Source organism: Nesterenkonia sp. AN1 (assembly GCF_000582475.1).
Classification (GTDB): Bacteria; Actinomycetota; Actinomycetes; order Actinomycetales; family Micrococcaceae; genus Nesterenkonia; species Nesterenkonia aurantiaca.
This window is the reverse complement of record NZ_JEMO01000005.1, coordinates 47,465-66,634: the sequence shown is the minus strand read 5'-3', so window position 1 is coordinate 66,634 and position 19,170 is coordinate 47,465. Positions and strand designations below refer to the sequence as shown.

Below are 19,170 nucleotides of genomic sequence, written 5' to 3'. Positions count from 1 at the left end.
GCCCCGCGGCAGAAGCGGAGCCGAGCCGATGATGCTGCGCCATCTCATCGCCGAGCAGGTCCTGCTCGAGGGCGAATTCGCCCCGGCCCACCTGGAGATCCTCGGGGGCGAGATCGTCCGAATCCACCGACTCAGCCCGGGGGAGGGGCGACGTCGTGCCGAGATCGTCAAGGCCAGCGACGTCGGCGCAGGTGCGGGGATGACCGTGGTGGACCCCCGGCATCAGGTGCTGCCCGGCAACGTCGACACCCACGTGCACATCAACGAACCTGGCCGGACCAGCTGGGAGGGCTTCGCCACCGGAACCATGGCCGCGGCGCTGGGCGGGGTCACCGCAGTGGTCGACATGCCGCTGAACTCCATCCCACCCACCGTGGACGTGGAGTCGCTGCGGATCAAGCAGCGGGCCGCCGGCGGTCAGACCTTCGTCGACGTCGGCTTCTGGGGCGGCATCGTCCCGGGCAACACCGCGCAGCTGCGCCCGCTCTGGGAGGCCGGGGTCTTCGGCTTCAAATGCTTCCTGCTGCCCTCGGGGGTGGACGAGTTTCCCCCGGTCAACGCCTTCCAGCTGCGCGAAGCGATGACCGAGGTCGCCAGCTTCGACGGGCTGGTGATCGTCCACGCCGAGGATGCCGAGACCATCGAGCGGGCCACCGAGCTCACCGGAGGCCGACGCCGGCTCAGCCACTACGCGGACTGGGCCCAGACCCGGCCCCACGACGCCGAGGTGGCGGCGGTGAGCGACCTGATCGAAGCGGTGCGCGAGACCGGCTGCCGCACCCACATCCTGCACCTGGCCTCGGCCCGTGCCCTGGACATCATCGCGCAGGCCCGCGATGAGGGCCTCCCGCTGACCGTGGAGACCTGCCCGCACTACCTCTGCTTCGACGCCGAGGCGATCCCGGACGGTGCGGTGGAGTTCAAATGCTGCCCGCCGATCCGTGACCGCGGCAACCGCGAGGCGCTCTGGGAGGGACTGCGCGAGGGCATCATCGACGCCGTGGTCAGCGATCACTCGCCCTCCACCGCGGAGGAGAAGCGCCGCGGGGCACCTGATCTGCAACAGGCCTGGGGTGGAATCTCTGGGCTGCAGGTGGGCTTCTCCGCGGTGGCCCATGAGGCCCGGCTGCGCGGCATCGGGATCGAGACGGTCAGCGCGTGGATGGCCACCAACACCGCGCTGCTGGCTGGGCTGCCCCGGAAGGGAAGCATCACACTGGGCAGGGACGCGGACCTGGTCATCTATGACCCGAGGCAGACCAACCTGATCTCCGCCGCAGGTCTGGCCCATAAGAACCCGATCTCGGCCTATGACCACTATGAGATCACCGGCGCCGTGGTCGGCGCGGTGCTGCGCGGCACCCCGCTCTACACCGCCCAGGACACCACCAGCGCACTGGCCCCGGTGGGCGGGTTCCTGCAGGGACTGGGCAGCCCCGAACTCAGCACCCTCAGGCGCTGAGCCAAGCATGGATGAGCAGAAGGAGCAGACCGTGGTCGCAGCGACCGGCACAGCCGCACCGAGCTCAGCCCCGCGTGCCCCAGGGGTGCAGTCAGTGGATCGGGCGCTGGACATCCTCGAGGTGATCAACGCTCATGGCGGGCAGCTGAGTCTCAGCGAGCTCGCCGAGGAGACCGGACTGCCCGCGCCGACCGCACATCGACTGCTGCGCACGATGATTGCCAAGGGATACGTCCGGCAGCTCGCAAACCGCAGCTATGGCCTGGGCGAGAAGCTGATCCTGCTCGGCAGGGCCGCTTCCGCGCGCGCCTGAGTCAGGAAGGCGCCGAGATGCAGGAACTGCCATGCCCTACGTGACCGAGAAACCTGACGCGACCGCCAAGCCGGACGTGACCGTGATCCTCGCCGCCGGCGCCGCACCCGTCTCCACGGGCAGGGCAAGGCGTTGATCCGCGTGGCCGGGGAGACGCTGGCCGCACGGGCCCTGCGCTGCGCCCGAGAGGCCGGGACCTCGCCGCTGCTGGTGCTCGGCCACCGGGCCGGCGAGGTCCGTGCCGCGCTGAGCCAGCATCCTTCCTGGACGGACTCGGAGGTCGTGGACTGCCCCGACTGGGAGCAGGGACTCTCGGTCTCTTTCCGGGCGGGCGTCCGAGCCGCGGCCGAGCGCGGAGCCGGGCGGGTCGCCGTCGTCCTGGTCGACCAGCCCGGCATCAGCTCCACCGCTCTGCGCCGGGTGCTCGAAGCACAGGCTCCGGGGCGCATCGCCCGCGGCGTGCTCGGCGGGACTCCGACCCATCCGTTGGTGTTCGACCTGGACCGGGCGCGGCAGGCCGCGGCGCTCGCCGTCGGAGATGAAGGTGCGCGCGCCTACCTGCGTGCGCACCCGGGGCTCGTGGATGCCATCGACATCAGCGAGGTCGCAGATGCGGCGGATATCGACACCCCTCAGGACCTTCTTGCCTGGTCCACCATCGGCTCACAGGACTGAGCACTCCGCAGCGCCTTCGCGATCCGGTCCTTGCGGAACGGGGTGCGGGTCATCCGCAGCCCGATCGCATCCCGGATCGCATTGCCCAGCGCCGGGGCCACCGGGTTGAACGGGGCCTCGGACATCGACTTCGCGCCCAGCGGGCCGATCGGATCGTGGGTCTTCGCGAAGTACACCTCGGTGCGCGGCACATCGGCCATCTGCGGCACGTGGTAGTTGCGCAGGATGTCGGTGGTGACGTGTCCGGCCTCGTCGATCTCGAGCTCCTCGAACATCGCCGCGCCCAGCGCCTGAGCCACCCCGCCCTCGATCTGTCCGCGGCACTGGGCCTCGTTGAGCACCACCCCGGCGTCGGCGGCGTGGACCGACTGCAGGATGGCCAGGGTGCCGCTGTGCCGGTCCACCGCGATCCGGAACCCCTGCACGTTGAAGGACACCGAGCGCGGCGTCCCGGCCCAGGTGCCCTCGCCGGTCATTCCGACCGGGTCCGCCTCGGGATCGGCCGCGAGCTTGCCCAGCAGGTCCTGCGCGGCGGCGTGGGCCGCCTTCACCCCCACCGTGATCCCGGTGGAGCCGAAGGCGCCGGTGTCGAAGCGCACCGCGTCGGTGTCGGCCTGGATCAGGTGGATCTTCTCCGCGGTGGTGCCCAGCACCTCGGCGACCACCTGCCGGTGCACCGTGGAGGTGCCGTTGCCGAACTCTGCGGTGCCGACCTTGAGCAGGTAGCGCCCCTCGCCCTGGGCGGTGACGGTGACGTGGGAGTGGTGCCCGTTGGGCGGGACGGTGTCGATCATGGCCACGGCCGTGCCGGTGCCCACCGCCCAGTCCCCCAGGACCGCACCCGCCGGTGAGGCGGCAGGCCTGGTGCCCGCGCCGTCGCCGAACCCGCCGTGGCGCTCCTCGCTGAGCAGCCGCTCGCACTGGGCATGCTCGGCGGCGGTGAGCTCCCCGGTGCGCAGCCGGTCCCCGATGATCTGCAGGCACTGCTGCAGCCCGTCGACGTCGGCGGCCACATCATCATGCTCGGCGCCGAAGAGCAGCTCCCCGGGGGCCACGATGTTCGCGGCCTTGAAGCGCAACGGATCCTCACCGAGCCGGCGGGCCAGCTCGTCCATGGCGGAGTCCACCGCGAAGGTGGTCTGGCTCAGCCCATAGCCGCGGAACGCCCCGGCCGGAGGGTTGTTGGTGTAGACGACCTCGGCGTGGACCTGCTTATGCGGAGCCGAATAGAGCTGCATCGACTCGGTGATGCTGTGGAACATCACCCCGGGCCCGTGGTTGCCGTAGGCCCCGGTGTCGGAGAGCACCTGCAGCGCCAACGCCTGAAGCCGACCCGTCGCGGAGGCACTCACCGAGACCTGCATCTGGAACGGGTGCCGGGTGGTGGTCGCCGCCAGCGCCTCGGAGCGAGTCAGCTCCAGCTGCACCGGGCGGGTGATCCCGCGGGCCGCCAAGGTGCGCAGGGCCAGCAGCACCAGGTCCTCGGTGAGCACCTCCTGCTTGGAGCCGAAGCCGCCCCCGACCCGCGGCGCGAACACCCGCACCGCCTCCGGGGCGAGCCCGAAGACCCGACAGAGCGTGCGCCGGACCAGGAACGGGACCTGGGTGGAGGACCGGAGCGTGTAGCGGCCGAGCTCATCGATCCAGCCCAGCGCACCGTGGGTCTCCAGGGCCACATGGGAGGTCCGATGGGTCTCGAAGCTCGCCGAATACGCGGCGCCTCCCAGGGAGTCGGAGCCCGGGGCAGCGGACCCAGCCGGCACAGCTGACCCGGTCGGGCCGGCTGATCCGGCTGCACCGGGACCCTCAGCCGGTCGGGAGAGCTCCTGGGCGGCCTGGCCCTGCGAGCTGGAGGCCACCGCGATCAGGTTCTTCTGCGGGAACAGGATCCGGTGGGTGGCAGAGTCCTTGTCTCCGTGGATCGCCGGCGCGGAGTCCGCCTGGGCCTGGCGGGGGTCGAGCACCGCCGGGAGCAGCTCGTAGTCGACCTCGACCAGGGCGGCGGCGCGCTCGGCCTGCCGACGCGTCTCCGCGACCACGACGGCGACCCGCTGCCCCACGTGCCGGACCACGTCGTCGAGGACCCGGGTGTCCGCGGGGTCGTCCTCCACCAGCTCATGCTGTGCCGAGGAGTAGAGCTCGGCGGGGGCGTCCGCGTGGGTGAGCACCGCGAGCACCCCGGGGGAAGCAAGCGCTGCGGCGGAGTTGATGCCGCGGATGTATGCGTGGGCGTGGGGGGAACGGATCACCACCAGGTGCAGCGGCGGCTCCTGGGGGCGCTCGCCGGCCTCGTCGAAGGTGTAGGCCGCGGTGCCGGTGACCACGGCGGGTCCCGCCGGAGGCATCGGGCTGCTGCCGGGAGCGGAATCGGTGCTGACCCGTGGGGTCTTGGTCAGCGCGTCCTTGATCGAGCAGTAGCCGCTGCACCGGCAGAGATTGCCCTTGAATCGGCGCAGCGTGTCCGGGTCCTCGGGATCGGTCTGCGCCCCGGTGGCCGGGGAGTAGGGGCTCTGCGCCGTGGCGGTCATCAGGAATCCGGGGGTGCAGTAGCCGCACTGGAACCCGTGGGCCTCGAGGAAGTCGCGCTGGGTGGGGTGCAGTGCGGCGTGCAGGGCCTCGGGGTCCTCCGCATCTCCGCCGGCCTGGACCCGCGCGACAGCCTCAGGACTCAGGCCCTGTACGGTCGTGACTTCCGATCCGGCAACACGTTCTGCCGGGATGATGCAGCTGTGCACGGCGGTGGGCGTCTCGCCGGGCCGGCCCAGGTGCACCGTGCAGGCGCCGCAGTCTCCGGCGTCGCAGCCGCGCTTGACTCCTGCCGAGCCGGCGTCGCGCAGGAAGGTGCGCAGGCACTGGCCCGGGGCAGGGTCCAGGGTGAGCTGCCTGCCGTCCACGGAGACCTGTGGCGGGCTGGTGTCAGCAGTTTCAGCAGTGTCAGGAGTGTCGGAGAAGTCGGAGAAGTCGGTGGCGCGAGTGGCGTCGGTGGGGTCAGCGAGGTCGGTGGAGGAGGTCCCGGTGGAGCCGGCCGGCAGGGTCGAGGTGGGCTCGGGCAGTCGCGCTGTGGCGGACCCGCCGAACTCGGGGGAGCTGCCCACGCAGGGGAGGGTGCGCAGCTCCTGGCACAGCTCGGCGGCCAGTCGGATGGTGGACTCGATCCGCCAGTCGCGATCACCGTGCACGTCGTCGTTCCACAGCGATGCGGGGATCTGGTTGCGGATCACCTCGGCCACGTCGTCCTCGGCGTGCAGCTGCAGGATCATCGGACGCACGGTGCTCGCGGTGACGGTCAGCCGGACAGCGCCTGAGGTGCGGCCGGGGACCGGGGAGGCCAGCAGCAGGGTGGCGGAGCGTCCGTAGCGGGTGAGTGATTCGCGCACCATCAGCGTGGGCCGCGCGAGTGTGCTGGCGGGGACGAAGAAGGCCCGGATCAGCTCGCCCGGGGCCAACCAGGTGTGACCGGTCCTGCGCAGCAGCTCGGAGACCGGGGCGGTGCGCCGGGTGCCGCCGGGGCACAGGATCAGCGCGGTGGCCTCCATCGCGCTCAGCCAGGAGGTCATCGGTCCCGCGGGCAGCGCGGTGACCACGTTGCCGCCCACCGTGGAGGTGTTCCACACCTTCCAGGAGGCCACGAAGCACTCGGCCGCAGGCTCCATCAGGCGCACCCCGGGCAGCTCGGCGAGGCTGACAGTGGAGGCGGTGGATTCGGTGGTGGCGGTGGATTCGGTGGTGGACGAGCGGGCGGCCAGCTCGGTGGCTGCGGCATGGAACTGCGCGATGGTGCAGGTGGCTGCGATCTCCAGCCCGGTCCAGCCTGCCACGCCGGCATCCACGGCATCCACGGCGGCCACGGCGGCCCCGGTCGCGTCAGGCGCTTCATCGCCGCCGTCGTGCCAGGTCAGCGGGGCCCATCCGGCCGCGGTGATGTCCAGCAGCCGGCGCGGCGCCGGATTGGTGAAGTCATAGCCGTAGGAGTAGAGCACGGTGCCCCCGGCCAGCCAGGAGTCGCCCGGAGCGAAGACGTCCGGGTCGGTGGTGCGCAGGGTCTGATCAACGCTGGTGATGTCCACGTGTCACACTGCCATTTCTTCGAGGAGGCTCACGCTGTGTGGCCGCAAGGTGTTGATCGCTCCGCTGCCCCGGGTCAGGGGTGCGGCGCTGGCGGGTGCGTTCTTGGCCGCGATGAGCTGGGCCATCATCGACACCGCCGTCTCAGGGGCGGTCTGCGCGCCGAGGTCCAGGCCCAGCGGAGCGACCACTCGGTCTCGGGCGGCCTGGCTGTGGCCCAGCTCGGCCAGGGCGGCATCCCGGCGTCGGGCCGAGCTGCGTGATCCCATGGCCCCGATGAAGCAGCGGGCTGCGTCGTCGGCCCGCTGGGCCTGCCAGCGCAGGGCCCTGTCCAGCACCGTCACGTCGAGGTCGGGGTGGTGGGTCATCACGCAGATCCCGGTCCAGGAGTCTTGATCCCAGTCCTGGTCCAGGTGCTGGTCGAGCAGCTCGGTGATCACGCTGGCCGGGTGGCCCAGGTGCAGCGTGGCACCGGCGGGGACGCGCTCGTTCGTGGCGAAGGCGGGGCGCAGGTCGACCAGCTCCACGCGCCAGCCGGCCTGGAGGCCCAGCTGGGCCAGGTGGAAGGAGAAGTCATGGACCCCGCTCAGGATCAGCCGCGGGGCGCCCGCGCGGTGCTCCGTCACGGTGAACCGCGCACCATCGCCGTCCTTGAGCTCTCGGGTCAGGGTCGCTGGGGTGCGTGGATCCTGGCCCGCGAGCGCTCGGAGGGCCCCCAGGTCCGCGGTGGCCAGCGGCTGGATCAGCACTTCGATCTCACCGCCGCAGGTCAGGGCGACGCCGAGGCCTGCAACGCCGAAGGGGGTGCCGTCGGGCCCGAAGGATTCCCGGCGGACCCTGCCTGCGGCGAGCGCATCCTGGGCGGAGACCGCCACTGCCGATTCCACGCAGCCTCCGGAGAGCGACCCGATGATCCGCAGGTCGGCGGAGACCGCCATGGAGGTGCCGACCGGGCTCGGCGAGGAACCGCGGACCGAAACGATCGTTGCCACCGCCCAGTTCTCGGGGTCCTGGAGGCAGTCCAGATAGGAGCTGAGGCGATCAAGCATGGGGTCTGCTCCTCCGGTGGCCAGCGATGCGGAAAGGGACGTGGGATCGGCCTCCAGCATAGGCAGGTGCGGGTTACGGGGCCGTTACAGGATCGGCATTTACATGCCCGTAACCGGGCAGGATGAAGGAAGAAACATCCGTTTCATAGGTTGGGGTCAATCTACTTTCAGGAGGACGGATGCCCCCGGCCCAGACGCGCGTCGACACGCTGATCACCAACGCCTATATCGTGCTCGAGGCCTCAGGCGCCGGCACCGATGCCCAGCAGCAGGCGCTGGCGGCAGGCCGAGAGATCGACGGCGGCTGGATCGCGCTGGACGCTGGCCGGGTGCACAGCGCGGGGCCCTCCACGCTCCCGGCGCCCGCCGCGGCTCGGGTGATCGACGCCGGAGGCCGGCTGGTGACCCCGGGCCTGGTGAACACCCATCACCACATGTACCAGAACCTGACCCGGGCCTTCGCCCCGGCGATCAACGGGACGCTCTTCGCGTGGCTGAGCACGCTCTACCCGCGCTGGGCGGCGCTGGATGAGGAGTCCACCTACCTCTCCACCTATGTGGCCTGCGCGGAGCTGCTGCTCAGCGGCTGCACCACCTCCTCGGACCACATGTACGTCCACCCCAGGCCGAATCTGATCGACGCCCAGATCAAGGCCACCACCGAGATCGGGTTCCGGTTCATGGCGAACCGCGGCTCGATGACCCGCTCGGTCAAGGACGGCGGGCTGCCACCGGAGTCGGTGGTCCAGGACGAGGAGACCATCCTGAGCGACTCCGAACGGCTGATCTCCAGCTTCCACGACCCGGCCCCCGGCGCGATGACCCGGGTGGCGCTGGCACCGTGTTCGATGTTCTCGGTGAGCGAGTCGATCATGCGGGCCACCGCCGAGCTGGCCGAGAAGCACGATGTGCGGCTGCACACCCATCTGGCCGAGGATAAGGACGAGGACACCTACGCGCTGGAGGTCTATGGTCGGCGTCCGGTGGAGTACTTCGAGGACGTCGGCTGGGCCACGCCGCGCTCCTGGGTGGCGCACTACGTCTACGGCAGCGCCGAGGAGAACCAGCGGCTCGCCGCCGCGGGGGTTAGCGCGACCCAGTGCCCCAGCTCCAACATGATCCTCGCCGGAGACACCGCCGATGCCCAGGCGCTGCGCTCACTGGGCATGCCGGTGGGCATCGGCTGTGACGGATCGGCCTCCTCGGACTCGGCCAATCTCTGGATGGAGACCCGCGGCGCGATGCTGCTCGCCCGCTACCGCAACGGCCCCGCGGCGATGTCCGCCCGCGAGGCCCTCTCCATGGCCACCGCCGGGTCTGCCGCGAACCTCGGCTGGTCCGAGGAGATCGGCCACCTGCACCCCGGCGCCTGCGCCGACCTGGTCATCTGGGAATCCGCACCGCTGTCCCAGGCAGGGGCGCTCACCGACCCGGTGGAGGGCTGGCTGCGCTCCGGGCCCGCCCGCGGCTGGTACGTGCTGGTCGCCGGCACCCCGCTCATCGAGTCCGGAGAGCTGACGCTGCGCGAGCTCGCCGACGTGCTTCCCCGCCACGCGGCCGCCGCCGCTGCGATGCAGGGCCTGAACTGACCACCCGCCCCCGATGCCGCTGCTTGACCCCACGGCTGCTTGAACCGACTGCTGCCCGACCCCACCGCACCCTTGATGAAGGAGAATCCCATGAAGAACCGCACCCACCACCGCCGACTCCGGCTCAGCGCCTTCTCCGCCGTGGGCCTGCTGGCCCTGACCTCCTGCGGAGGCGAGGACTCCGCCGCCGCAGAAGACGGTGAGGATGCCAGCTATGGAGACATCAGCATCGCGCTGTCCTGGATCGAGAATGCCGAGTTCGCCGGAGAGTTCTTCGCCCAGGAGAACGGATACTACGAGGAGGCAGGGTTCGAGACGGTCGAATTCATCCCCGGCCCCGGCCCGATCGAGAACATGGTCGCCTCGGGGGAGGCCACCTTCGGGACCTCGAACGCCGTGGCCACCGGAGAGATCATCGCGCAGGAGGATGCGCCGCTGAAGATCGTGGGCGCGAAGTATCAGCGCAACCCGTTCACCATCCTCTCGCTCTCCGACGAGGGGGACATCGCCTCCCCCTCAGACCTGGTGGGCAAGACCATCGGCGTGCAGGCCGGCGGCAACGAGGCGCTCTTCGAAGCGCTGTTGGAGGTCAACGACATCGACCCCGAGTCGGTGGAGATGGTCCCGGTGGAGTACGACCCCGCCCCGTTGATCGACGGGGAGGTGGACGGCTTCTTCGCCTATGTGATCAACGAGTCCATCACCGTGGAGCTGATGGGGCACGAGGTCACCGACCTGATGCTCAGCGAGAACGGTCTGCCTTTCGTCGCCGAGGCCTTCATCACCTCCGAGCAGATGATCGAGGAGGAGCCCGAGCTGATCAAGTCCTTCCTGGAGGCCGAGGCCCAGGGCTGGCAGGACGCGGTGAGCGACCCGGAGGAGGGCGCGCGGCTTGCGGTGGAGGTCTACGGCGAGCACCTGGACCTGGAGATGGACAAGGAGCTGCGCCAGGCAGAGATCCAGGTGGATCTGGTGGTGACCGACGAGGTCCGCGAGAACGGACTGTTCACCATCTCTGAGGATCTGCAGGGCGAAAGCGTGGACAGCTTGGAGCGTGCCGGCGTCGAGGTCACCGCCGAGGAGCTCTTCGACCTCTCGCTGCTCGAGGAGCTGCTCGAGGAGAAGCCCGAGCTCGGCGAGATCCCCGACGGAGCGTGAGCTGAGGCCATGATGACCGCATCGCAGCGGCAGGAATCCTTGGCCGGTGGCGCCAGGAGCGCCGAACAGCCCGGTGCCGGACCGGGGAGCTCCCCGTCCGGCACCGGGCTCCGGATCGAGGGACTGACCAAATCATTCAAGCTCGGCGGCGGCGAGACGCTCACCGCGCTTCAGGACGTGTCCCTGCACACCGACCGGGGCAGCTTCCTCTCACTGCTGGGACCCTCGGGCTGCGGGAAGTCCACCGTGCTCCGGGTCCTGGCCGGGCTGGAGGACCCGACCTCGGGGACCGCGCTGGTCGACGGCAAGACCCCGGCCCAGCTGCGCAGCGACAGCGAACTGGGCATCGCCTTCCAGGATGCGGCGCTGCTGCCCTGGCGCAGCGTGGCGTCGAACATCCGGCTGCCCTTCGAGGTCTCCGGGCAGAAGCCCGACGACGCGCTGGTCTCCGAGCTGATCAACCTGGTCGGGCTCAACGGCTTTGAGAAGGCCAAGCCGGGCCAGCTCTCCGGGGGCATGAGGCAGCGTGTCTCCATCGCCCGGGCCCTGGTGGTCCAGCCCTCGGTGCTGCTGCTCGACGAGCCCTTCGGCGCGCTGGATGACATGACCCGGCAGCGGCTGAACGACGAGCTGCTGCGGATCTGGACCGAGAAGCCGGCCACCACCCTGATGGTCACCCACGGCATCGCCGAGGCGATCTATCTCTCCGACAAGGTGGCCGTGATGAGCGCCCGCCCCGGTCGGATCGCCGAGGTGATCGACGTGGACCTGCCGCGACCGCGCACCCCCTCGATGATGCGCACGCCTGAGTTCCACGCCCTGCATGACCAGGCCTCTGAGCTGCTCTTCGGATCTGCGGAGAACTCGGGCGGAGGCCGGTCAGGATGAACACCGAGATCGACCGACGCCGGGCCGCGCTCTACAGCCTCGCCGGACTGGGCGCGGTGATCCTGCTGTGGTGGGCCGCGGCGCTGACCGTGCTCTCCGAGGCCCGGGTCCCGTCCCCGGCGGGGGTGATCCAGGCGCTGATCCGCGACGGATTCGGGTTCTACTGGGGACACTTCTCGGTGACCATCCAGGAGGCCGCCATCGGCTTCTTCTGGGGCAACCTGATCGCGATCCTGCTCGCCTCGGTGGTGCTGGTGCTGCCCTGGACCGAACGGCTGATCACCCAGATCGCGGTGATCAGCTACTGCATCCCGATCGTCGCGGTCGCCCCGGTGCTCTACATCGTGATCGGCGCCCCGGCCACCGGGGAGCCCTCCGGCACCGCGGTGGCGCTGGCGGTGCTCGCGGTCTTCTTCACCACCGTGGTGGGCACGCTGCTGGGGCTGAAGTCTGCAGACCCGGCCAGCCTCGACGTGGTCACCGTCTACGGCGGGTCCCGGCTCACCCAACTGCGCAAGGTACGGCTCATCGCGGCGCTTCCGGCGATCCTGAACGCGCTGCAGATCGCAGCCCCGGCCGCGCTGCTCGGCGCGATCCTGGGCGAATACGTCGGCGGCGTCCGGCAGGGCGTCGGTCTGGCGCTGATCATCGCCCAGCAGAACCTGGACGTGGAACGCGCCTGGGCCATCGGCCTGCTCTGCGCGGCGGTGGCGGGCGGCGCCTACGCGCTCTTCGGTCTGATCGGAAAGGTGGCAGCACCATGGTCGAAGGGAACAGTGTGATGAGCGCAGCCCCAGTGGTGGAGGCCTCCCGCGGGGTCCGCGCAGGATCCCTCACCCGCACCGCGCTGAGCACGCTCGGCAACACCGCGATCATGCTCACCGTGATCCTGGTGCTCTGGGTCGGTCTGCTCCGGGTCTTCGAGGTCTCCGACTTCGTCGGCAAGGGTCCGCTGGACGTCTACGAGCACCTGTTCCTCGAGGACGACGCCGCCGCGATCCGCGCCGAGATGTGGGGCCTCGCCGCGGTCACCGTGCGCGACGCCGCCATCGGCTTCACCGCCGGGATGATCGCCGCCGTGGTGATCGCGGTGGGGATCGTGATGAGCCGGGTGGTGGAATCGGCGGTGATGCCGTTGGCGATGATCGTGCGCTCGGTGCCGCTGGTCGCACTGGCGCCGCTGATCATCCTGGCGCTGGGCCGCGGCACCGCCGTGGTCGCCGCCATGGGCGGGATCGTGGTGCTCTTCCCGGCGCTGGTCACCATCGTGTTCGGGCTGCGCTCGGTCACACCCCAGATCCGCGACGTGGTCACCGTCTACGGCGGGTCCACCTGGGACATCCTGCTCAGGGTCGCGGCACCCTCGGCGCTGCCGGCGTTCTTCTCCGCGGTGCGGATCTCGGTGCCCGGGGCCTTCACCGGGGCGCTGTTGGCCCAATGGCTGGCCACCGGCGAGGGGATCGGGTATGCCGTGGTCTCCGCGGTCAGCCGCTCGCAGAACACCCGGGTGTGGGCGCTGGTCGTGGTGATCACGCTGGTTTCCCTGGTGCTCTACATGGTGGCGCAGCTGGTGGAGAACCTGGTGCTGCAGCACTACGACATGGCCAAGGACGCCTGAGCTGTGCTGCGCGCCCGCCAAGGGCGCGGCCCGCGGCCCGCGGCCCGAGCCCGGCTCAGGCGTCTGCGGCGCCGCCGCCCGGGGGCATGGAGCCTCCGAAGAGCGGCTCGAAGGTCGGTCGCTTCGCGTGGATCCCATCTCCGGAGGACCGTCCGCGCAGCCGCCGGACCGCCCAGGGGAAGAGGTGGTGTCGCGCCCAGACGGCGTCGCCCACCCGCGCGGCACGCCAGCTCTGCACCGGGACAGGTCGCGGCTCAGAGGGCTCGAGATCGTGCTCGACGTTCATCGTGTCCAGCACCATGCGGGCGATGGTGTGGTGGCCCAGCGCGGAGAAGTGCAGCCGGTCCTCATCCCACATCTCGGGGCGGGTCAGCTCGCGCAGGGACCACATGTCGGCGACCAGGGCATCGTGGCGGGCCGCGATGGTGCGCACGTTCTCGTTGAAGATCGCCACCTTCCCGCGGATCGAGCCGACCACCGGGGTCTCGCGCACATCGGGGCCGTTGAACAGCACGATGGTCGCCCCGGTGGTGCTCAGGATCTGCACCATGGTGTCCAGGATCCGGGCGGTCTCGTCCGGGTCACCTCCCGGGCGGATCACGTCATTGCCGCCGGCGCACAGGGTGATCAGATCTGGTCGCAGCTCCAGCGCGGGGGCGAGCTGCTCATCGCGGATCTGGCCGATCAGCTTTCCGCGCACCGCCAGATTGGCGTAGGAGAATTTAGGCGATCCCTCCACAGCGGCGGCGCCGAGGGCGAGCTCCTCGGCCACTCGGTCTGCCCAGCCGCGGTGGTAGCCCGGTCGGGTCTGATCCGGATCCCCGATCCCCTCGGTGAAGGAGTCACCCAGGGCCACATAGCGGGTCCAGGGGTGCCGCGGAGTCGCTGGAATCCCGGCGTCGGCGGGCAGGTCAGGTGTTTCGAGGGTCTCATCGGTTTCGCTCACAGGTGCATTCTCTCCGATGACCCCCGCCCGACGCATCCACCCGTGGGCTGATTAGAGTAGGTCTGTCATTCTTCTCGTCCCGCAAAGGTCTCTTCATGTCTGAATCCCCGCACGTCGCCTGGTCCCGCGAACCCGAAGACCGTGCCGACACCCCGCTGGTGGTGCTGCTGCACGGCTACGGCTCCCATGAACAGGACCTGATGGGCCTGGTTCCCGGCCTGCCCGCCGGCTTCACCTACGCCTCGGTGCGCGCGCCGGTGAAGATGGAGGTCGGCGGTTACACCTGGTTCGAGCTGGACGTGGAGCGGCTGGTCTACTCGTCCTCGGCGGCCCGGGAGGCGGTGGAGGACCTCTGGGAGTGGATCGCCTCGGTCAAGGACCAGCACAGCTCGGTGACCCTGCTCGGATTCTCCATGGGGATGGCGGTGGCCACCTCGTTGCTGCGAAGCCGCCCGGAGGAGTTCGCCGCCGTCGTCGGGCTCTCCGGCTTCGCCGTGGACCCCACCCGGGGAGAGGGGATCGAGGACTATTTCGACGACGAGGCGCTGGCCGCCGCGAAGGTCCCGTTCTTCTGGGGCCGCGACCAGGAGGACCCGATCATTCCGGCGGAGCATGTGGAGTACACGCACGGCTGGGCCACCAAGACGGTGAAGCTGACCAAGGTGCTCTACGCCGGGGCCGGGCATGGCGTGGTGCCCCAGGAGATCAGCCACGTGGGGGAGTTCCTGACCCACACGGTGCTCACCTCCCGCTGAGCGCCCTGGCGTAGACCTCGGCGTGGGCGGCGGCGATGGCTCGCCGCTGCTCGCGCCGCCAGTGCAGCCGCGCCGCCGGAGCCAGCCAGGGCTTGGCAGTCTCGGAGTCTGCGGTGCTGGACTCCGCTGCGGCGTGCACCGCCCGGTGCAGACTCGGCGCGTCGAGGCCGCCGCTCTGCCAGCGGTAGAGGAAGTCGGCTCCCTGGCTGTGGTAGCAGCCGACGTCCGGGGCGATCACCGTGGTGCCCAGATCGTGGGCGGCTTCCATCCATCCGGAATGCGTGCCGAACCTGTAGGGCAGCAGCGAGGCGTGCAGCCCGGAGAGGTAGTCGAAGAGCTCGGCGTCGGTGTAGAAGTCATGGACCTTCATCTCCACCAGCTCCGGGTCCTGACGCTGCAGCCAGCCGACCAGCTCGGCGTCGTGCCGCGCTCCCGACGCCTCGAAGACATCCCGGTGCAGATCCACCTGGAGCACCGCGCGCGGAATCTCGCGCAGCGCCTGGATCGCCGCCGCGAGCACCTCCACGCCGACCATGTTGGCCCGCAGGCTCTTCAGGTGGATGCCGAGTCGGAACTCATCGGTCCGCCGCCGTGGCTTCTCTGTATAACCGCTGATCAGGTCCAGGTCGACCACATGTGGGTGCGGGATCACCTGCGCCTTCACGCCCCAGCGTCGCCAGATCTCCGCGGCGGCCTGCTCACTGAGCGTGATCACCTCCCGGGCGCGGGCGAAGAGCACCTCGAGCTGGGAATCATGCAGCGTCGGATCCTCCTGGTGCGGGTTCCACAGATCATGCGCCGTATAGACCAGCGGCCTGCCCCGGGCGTCGAGCGCATCGAAGACCTCATGCAGCTGTTCCGGGGTCTGCGCGTCGAAGCCGAAGTGGATGTGCATCAGATCGAACTCGTGCGCCTTGATCCAGGCTGCGTCCAGCATCGCCGGGGGCCACCATGGAGCACCCGTGGGCGGGTCGTCCCTCGGCGAAGGCGGGTCCGGCAGCCGGTGCACCGGGGCTGGCGGCGCGTGTGCAGCCCCGAGGGCGGCCTCGAGCTCTGGTTCCGGCGGGTGTCCCAGGTGACGGATGTAGACGTGGGATGCCGGCACCGAGGCCACCCGGATGCTCACGTCGGGCTTCCAGCCGCGTTCTGCGCTGATCGCCGGGCATCTCCGGTCGCGACCCAGTCCGCACCCTCACGCCGGACCAGGCCCAGGCGTTCGAACTCCTGCAGCCAGCCCTCCATCGGCCAGTGCCCCCAACGGTCCGCGAAGAGCGCACCGTTGCGCAGAATGTCGTTGAGGTGCTCCACCGGCGGTCGTGAGACCGGGTGGTGCTGATGGAAGGCGCGGGCGCCGCCCACCCAGGTCAGCTCGATCCCGTGGGACCTGGCGCGCCAAGAGAAGTCGGTGTCCTCGGCCCCGTAGCCGGTATAGGCCTCATCGAAGCCGCCGATCTTCTCCCACACCTCCCGACGCACCGCGAAGGACAGCGACCAGAACAGCGCGTGCTCGCCGTGGGTGCGGATCTCCCCGGGCTCCGGCGCCGGCCGGGCCGGGTGCGGGGCAGCCCATTCGGCGAGCTCCTGCGCCGAGGCCGCGTCGAGCGTCTCCCCAGGAAGCTCGGGCAGATACGCCACCGGCCCGCAGAGCAGATCCTCCGGCCTCAGACGCGAGGCGTCGAGATAGGCGCTGATCAACCCGGGGTCCGGGATGCAGTCCACGTCCAGGAAGATCAGCAGGTCCTCGGGGCCGGCGAGACTCTCCAGGGCGCGGGAGGCACCGGCGTTGCGGGCTGCGGCCAGTGGCAGCCGCCCGGCGCTTCGTGGGATCTCCAGCACCTCGATGGGCAGCGCAGCATCGGTGCTCATGGGCTGGTCCGGCGCCAGCCGCCGGAGAATCTCGGGGTCTGCCATGGCCACCACCACATGCGTGATCGGGGCCTGATCGCTGAGTGCGAGCGCGGCGCGCTGACGACGCAGATGGACGCCACGCTCGTGCACAGCTGTGATCACGACGGCGCGCGGACCGGTCTGGCCTGGCGGGCTGGTCTGCTCGGACGGGCTGGTCTGGCTTGTCTGGCGGGAGGGGTGGGAAGAGGTGGACGTGCTTGATCGGATCATCGGGTCGCCCCGGTGAGGCGGGTCGGGTCCGGCGTCTGCAGGGTCGGCATGGAGGCCAGCAGCTCGGCGAACCGCTCCGCCGCCGCGCCGTCGCACCAGCTGGCCCAGTCCGCGCCGTCGAGGCTCAAGGCCCGCGCCACGGCCTGGTCCCAGCCGGCGTCGTCGGGGGTGCGCAGCGCCGGCCACGGGCCCCGTTCAAGAGCGGCGAGCATATGGGTCTGTTCCTGGTGCGGGCGGTCCAGCGCGGTGACCAGCGCGGGGGTCCGGCTGGCGGCGACCTCGGCGATGGAGTTCTGGCCGGCGGCGGCGAGCACCAGGTCGGCGCGGGTCAACAGCGGCCAGGGGTCCTCCCTCCAGGAGGACTCGCCGCCCAGGATGCTCAGCCGCGCCTGCGGCAGGGTCCGGCGCAGCTGCCCGATGGCAGCCTCGCTGACGGCACCGCCTCCGCCTCCGCTGAGCACCAGGATCTCGAGCTGCCGATCCGCAGGCTCGCTCTCGGCTGTGCCGGGCTGGTTCGATCTCGGGGGTTCCGGGGAGAAGCGGGAGAGCCCGCCCAGCGCACGGACCTCCGGTGCCCCGGCGAAGATCTCGGCGGCCTGCGCGGGCCACATCCCCACCACTGCGGCGGAGATCTCGTAGCCGAGCCGGTGCGTGGGGTCCGTGCGGTCTCCGGGCAGCGCCACGGTGATCACCGGGATCCCATGGAGCCGGGCCAGCAGCGCGATCTCCACCGAGACATCCGCCACGAGCAGCTTGGGGACAGCCCGATCGATCCAGCTTGAGAGTTCTGCGCTGCGCCGGCGCAGCCCGGGGTGGTGCACCGGCGCCCAGTGCAGCGCGTCGGACGCGGTGGGGTCGCGGAACCCGCCGCGCTCGGCGGTGTCATCGCGTTCCAGCTGGACCCAGCCGGCTCCGGCCGGCCAGTCCGCGGGTTGGGGCAGCGAGGAGAGCCCGGTGATCTGCACCCCCCGCAGTGCGGCGGCCTGGGCCACCGCAGTGGCCCGGTGCAGGTGTCCGCGGCCCTGGTGGTGGATGTACCAGCCGATCATCGGGCGGGGCCGGTGGACTGGGTGGCGGGTTCCATGGCCATCTGGGCGTAGAGCCGCTCGTAGTCGTCGACCATGCGTTCCAGCGAGAGATCGCCCTCGGCGCGCTGGCGCACCGGGGTGCGATCACAGCGAGCGGCCCGAGCGATCGCCTCGGCGAGGGCGGCTACGGAGCCGTCTGCGGCGAGAGCGCCGGAGGATTCGGTGACGATCTCGACCAGTCCGCCGCGCGGGAATGCCGCCACAGGTGTCCCGCAGGACATCGCCTCGGCGGCGACAAGGCCATAGGGCTCGTCCCACTGGGAGCTCACCACGGCCACCGCGGAGGAGCCGACGAGCTCGACCAGTTCGGTGTGGCGCAGATGCCCCACGTATACCGCGTCATCGCCGAGCCGGGGCTGTACCTGCTCCTCGAAGTAGCTGCGGTCCAGGATGGGTCCCGCGAGGGCGATGCTGCGACCTGCGGCGCGCGCGGCGTCGATGGCCAGGTGCGGGGCCTTCTCGGGCACCATGCGTCCGGTCCAGACACAGTCGTTGCCGCCGGGCCCCGGATGCCATACGTCGGTATCGACCCCGTTGGGGATCACGCTGGCCGTGACGGAGCCCGCCCAGGCCTTGGCAGTGGCCGAGCTCACCGCGGTGAACACCGAGGAGGGTGCGGCGTAGCTCATCGCCGATTCCAGCCAGGGGGTCGGGGGAGTATGCAGGGTGGTGAGCACCGGCGTCGGCACCAGCGCCGAGAGGGCCACCGGGAGGTGGTGCAGCGAATTGTTGTGGATCACGTCGAAGTCCCTGGACTCGGCCAGGCGCAGCATCAGACCCAGGTAGGCGTGATGCTGCTGCATCCAGGCCACCGGCATCGCGCCGACGTCAGAGCGGGCGGCGGCGGTGAGCTCCAGACGCTCGGGCAGGAGCATCTGAGCGCCCAGTTCCGGGTCGCTGCCGCCTGCGGCGAACAGGGTCACCGAATGACCCCTGCTGATGAGCTTCTTGGCCACCGTGTGGGTAAAAGCCTCGAGCCCCCCGGCGAAGGGTTCCCGGATGGGAAACTGGCTCGAAGCGATGATGCAAATGCGCAACCGCACCCCTAGTTCACAGGGCGAGACGCAGCCCCCCGGCGCCGGTCATCGAGACCGGCAGGCACCTCGCAGAAGAAAGTCTTGAGAGGCCCGGCGCACCCGCGTGGGCCAGGCTCCTAGAGGCACTGTACACGCGGTGTCAGGGAGACGGATTCAGGTCCGTCAGTCCCCCACGGGCATGAGGCGTGCACCCGGCAGGCCGAAGGGCTCGCCGTTGAACTCCACGAGCTGTCCACGCTTGATCTGGGCACCGCGGCGGGTCTCCACCTCGCCGTCGACCCGGACGCCGGAGGAGTCGATCACCTCGCGGGCGATCGCTCCGTTCTCGACCACGCCGGCGAGCTTCAACAGCTGACCCAGACGGATGGACTCATCGCGGATCGGGACCTCAGACACTTCATGGCTCATG

General features: G+C 70.4%; 17 protein-coding genes. 9 read left to right on the top strand and 8 right to left on the bottom strand.

Annotated features, from left to right (window positions below; genetic code table 11):
* The first annotated feature begins 31 nt into the window (after positions 1–31).
* From allB to BG28_RS03590, 3 genes are all read left to right on the top strand, one after another.
* Complete coding sequence (gene allB / locus BG28_RS03600; protein ID WP_084479418.1) at positions 32–1,462, top strand: allantoinase AllB; 1,431 nt, start codon at positions 32–34, stop codon at positions 1,460–1,462.
* 7 nt (positions 1,463–1,469) lie between these two features.
* Positions 1,470–1,775 (top strand): helix-turn-helix domain-containing protein, encoded by a 306-nt coding sequence (locus BG28_RS03595; RefSeq protein ID WP_051500933.1) that lies wholly within the window; start codon positions 1,470–1,472, stop codon positions 1,773–1,775.
* 141 nt (positions 1,776–1,916) lie between these two features.
* Positions 1,917–2,450, top strand: coding sequence for an NTP transferase domain-containing protein (locus BG28_RS03590; RefSeq protein WP_051500932.1), 534 nt, complete (start codon positions 1,917–1,919; stop codon positions 2,448–2,450).
* On the opposite strand, the gene BG28_RS03585 is transcribed toward BG28_RS03590, so the two are convergent.
* Together BG28_RS03585 and BG28_RS03580 are read right to left on the bottom strand one after the other, a co-directional pair.
* Positions 2,408–6,517 carry a molybdopterin cofactor-binding domain-containing protein gene (locus BG28_RS03585; RefSeq protein ID WP_084479404.1) on the bottom strand — a complete coding sequence of 1,370 codons (4,110 nt, stop codon included), beginning with the start codon at positions 6,515–6,517 and terminating at the stop codon, positions 2,408–2,410. The two genes, BG28_RS03590 and BG28_RS03585, sit on opposite strands and share 43 nt — an antisense overlap.
* A gap of 3 nt (positions 6,518–6,520) precedes the next feature.
* Positions 6,521–7,564 (bottom strand): XdhC family protein, encoded by a 1,044-nt coding sequence (locus BG28_RS03580; protein ID WP_036474323.1) that lies wholly within the window; start codon positions 7,562–7,564, stop codon positions 6,521–6,523.
* A 179-nt stretch (positions 7,565–7,743) separates the two neighbouring features.
* Here BG28_RS03580 and BG28_RS03575 point away from each other — a divergent pair, with 179 nt between their 5' ends.
* The 5 genes from BG28_RS03575 (at position 7,744) to BG28_RS03555 (ending at position 12,817) form a co-directional block, all read left to right on the top strand.
* Entirely contained in the window at positions 7,744–9,153 is a 1,410-nt protein-coding gene (locus BG28_RS03575) for an amidohydrolase family protein (protein ID WP_084479402.1), read from the top strand.
* A 90-nt stretch (positions 9,154–9,243) separates the two neighbouring features.
* Entirely contained in the window at positions 9,244–10,311 is a 1,068-nt protein-coding gene (locus BG28_RS03570; protein WP_036474321.1) for an ABC transporter substrate-binding protein, read from the top strand.
* 9 nt (positions 10,312–10,320) lie between these two features.
* Positions 10,321–11,199, top strand: coding sequence for an ABC transporter ATP-binding protein (locus BG28_RS03565; protein ID WP_235180949.1), 879 nt, complete (start codon positions 10,321–10,323; stop codon positions 11,197–11,199).
* Complete coding sequence (locus BG28_RS03560) at positions 11,196–11,981, top strand: ABC transporter permease (protein WP_036474317.1); 786 nt, start codon at positions 11,196–11,198, stop codon at positions 11,979–11,981. The genes BG28_RS03565 and BG28_RS03560 overlap by 4 nt, the downstream gene beginning before the upstream one ends.
* Positions 11,981–12,817: an ABC transporter permease gene (locus BG28_RS03555; protein ID WP_235180948.1), complete on the top strand. Its 837-nt coding sequence runs from the start codon at positions 11,981–11,983 to the stop codon at positions 12,815–12,817. Before BG28_RS03560 ends, BG28_RS03555 begins: the two co-directional genes overlap by 1 nt.
* Before the next feature lie 55 nt (positions 12,818–12,872).
* On the opposite strand, the gene BG28_RS03550 is transcribed toward BG28_RS03555, so the two are convergent.
* Entirely contained in the window at positions 12,873–13,763 is an 891-nt protein-coding gene (locus BG28_RS03550) for an SGNH/GDSL hydrolase family protein (RefSeq protein ID WP_036474394.1), read from the bottom strand.
* 95 nt (positions 13,764–13,858) lie between these two features.
* Here BG28_RS03550 and BG28_RS03545 point away from each other — a divergent pair, with 95 nt between their 5' ends.
* A complete protein-coding gene (locus BG28_RS03545) occupies positions 13,859–14,518 on the top strand; it encodes an alpha/beta hydrolase (RefSeq protein ID WP_036474315.1) in 660 nt (219 codons plus the stop codon).
* Here the strand turns inward: BG28_RS03545 and BG28_RS03540 are convergent.
* The 5 genes from BG28_RS03540 to BG28_RS03520 all read right to left on the bottom strand — a co-directional run bounded on the left by BG28_RS03540 (position 14,505) and on the right by BG28_RS03520 (position 19,169).
* Positions 14,505–15,644 (bottom strand): glycosyltransferase family 4 protein, encoded by a 1,140-nt coding sequence (locus tag BG28_RS03540; RefSeq protein WP_036474314.1) that lies wholly within the window; start codon positions 15,642–15,644, stop codon positions 14,505–14,507. The genes BG28_RS03545 and BG28_RS03540 overlap by 14 nt on opposite strands.
* A complete protein-coding gene (locus BG28_RS03535) occupies positions 15,641–16,528 on the bottom strand; it encodes a glycosyltransferase family 2 protein (protein WP_036474393.1) in 888 nt (295 codons plus the stop codon). The genes BG28_RS03540 and BG28_RS03535 overlap by 4 nt, the downstream gene beginning before the upstream one ends.
* A gap of 104 nt (positions 16,529–16,632) precedes the next feature.
* Positions 16,633–17,685 carry a hypothetical protein gene (locus tag BG28_RS03530; RefSeq protein ID WP_036474312.1) on the bottom strand — a complete coding sequence of 351 codons (1,053 nt, stop codon included), beginning with the start codon at positions 17,683–17,685 and terminating at the stop codon, positions 16,633–16,635.
* Positions 17,682–18,767: a glycosyltransferase gene (locus BG28_RS03525; protein ID WP_036474311.1), complete on the bottom strand. Its 1,086-nt coding sequence runs from the start codon at positions 18,765–18,767 to the stop codon at positions 17,682–17,684. The genes BG28_RS03530 and BG28_RS03525 overlap by 4 nt, the downstream gene beginning before the upstream one ends.
* A 156-nt stretch (positions 18,768–18,923) precedes the next feature.
* Entirely contained in the window at positions 18,924–19,169 is a 246-nt protein-coding gene (locus BG28_RS03520; RefSeq protein WP_036474309.1) for an RNA-binding S4 domain-containing protein, read from the bottom strand.
* Position 19,170: the final 1 nt, after the last annotated feature.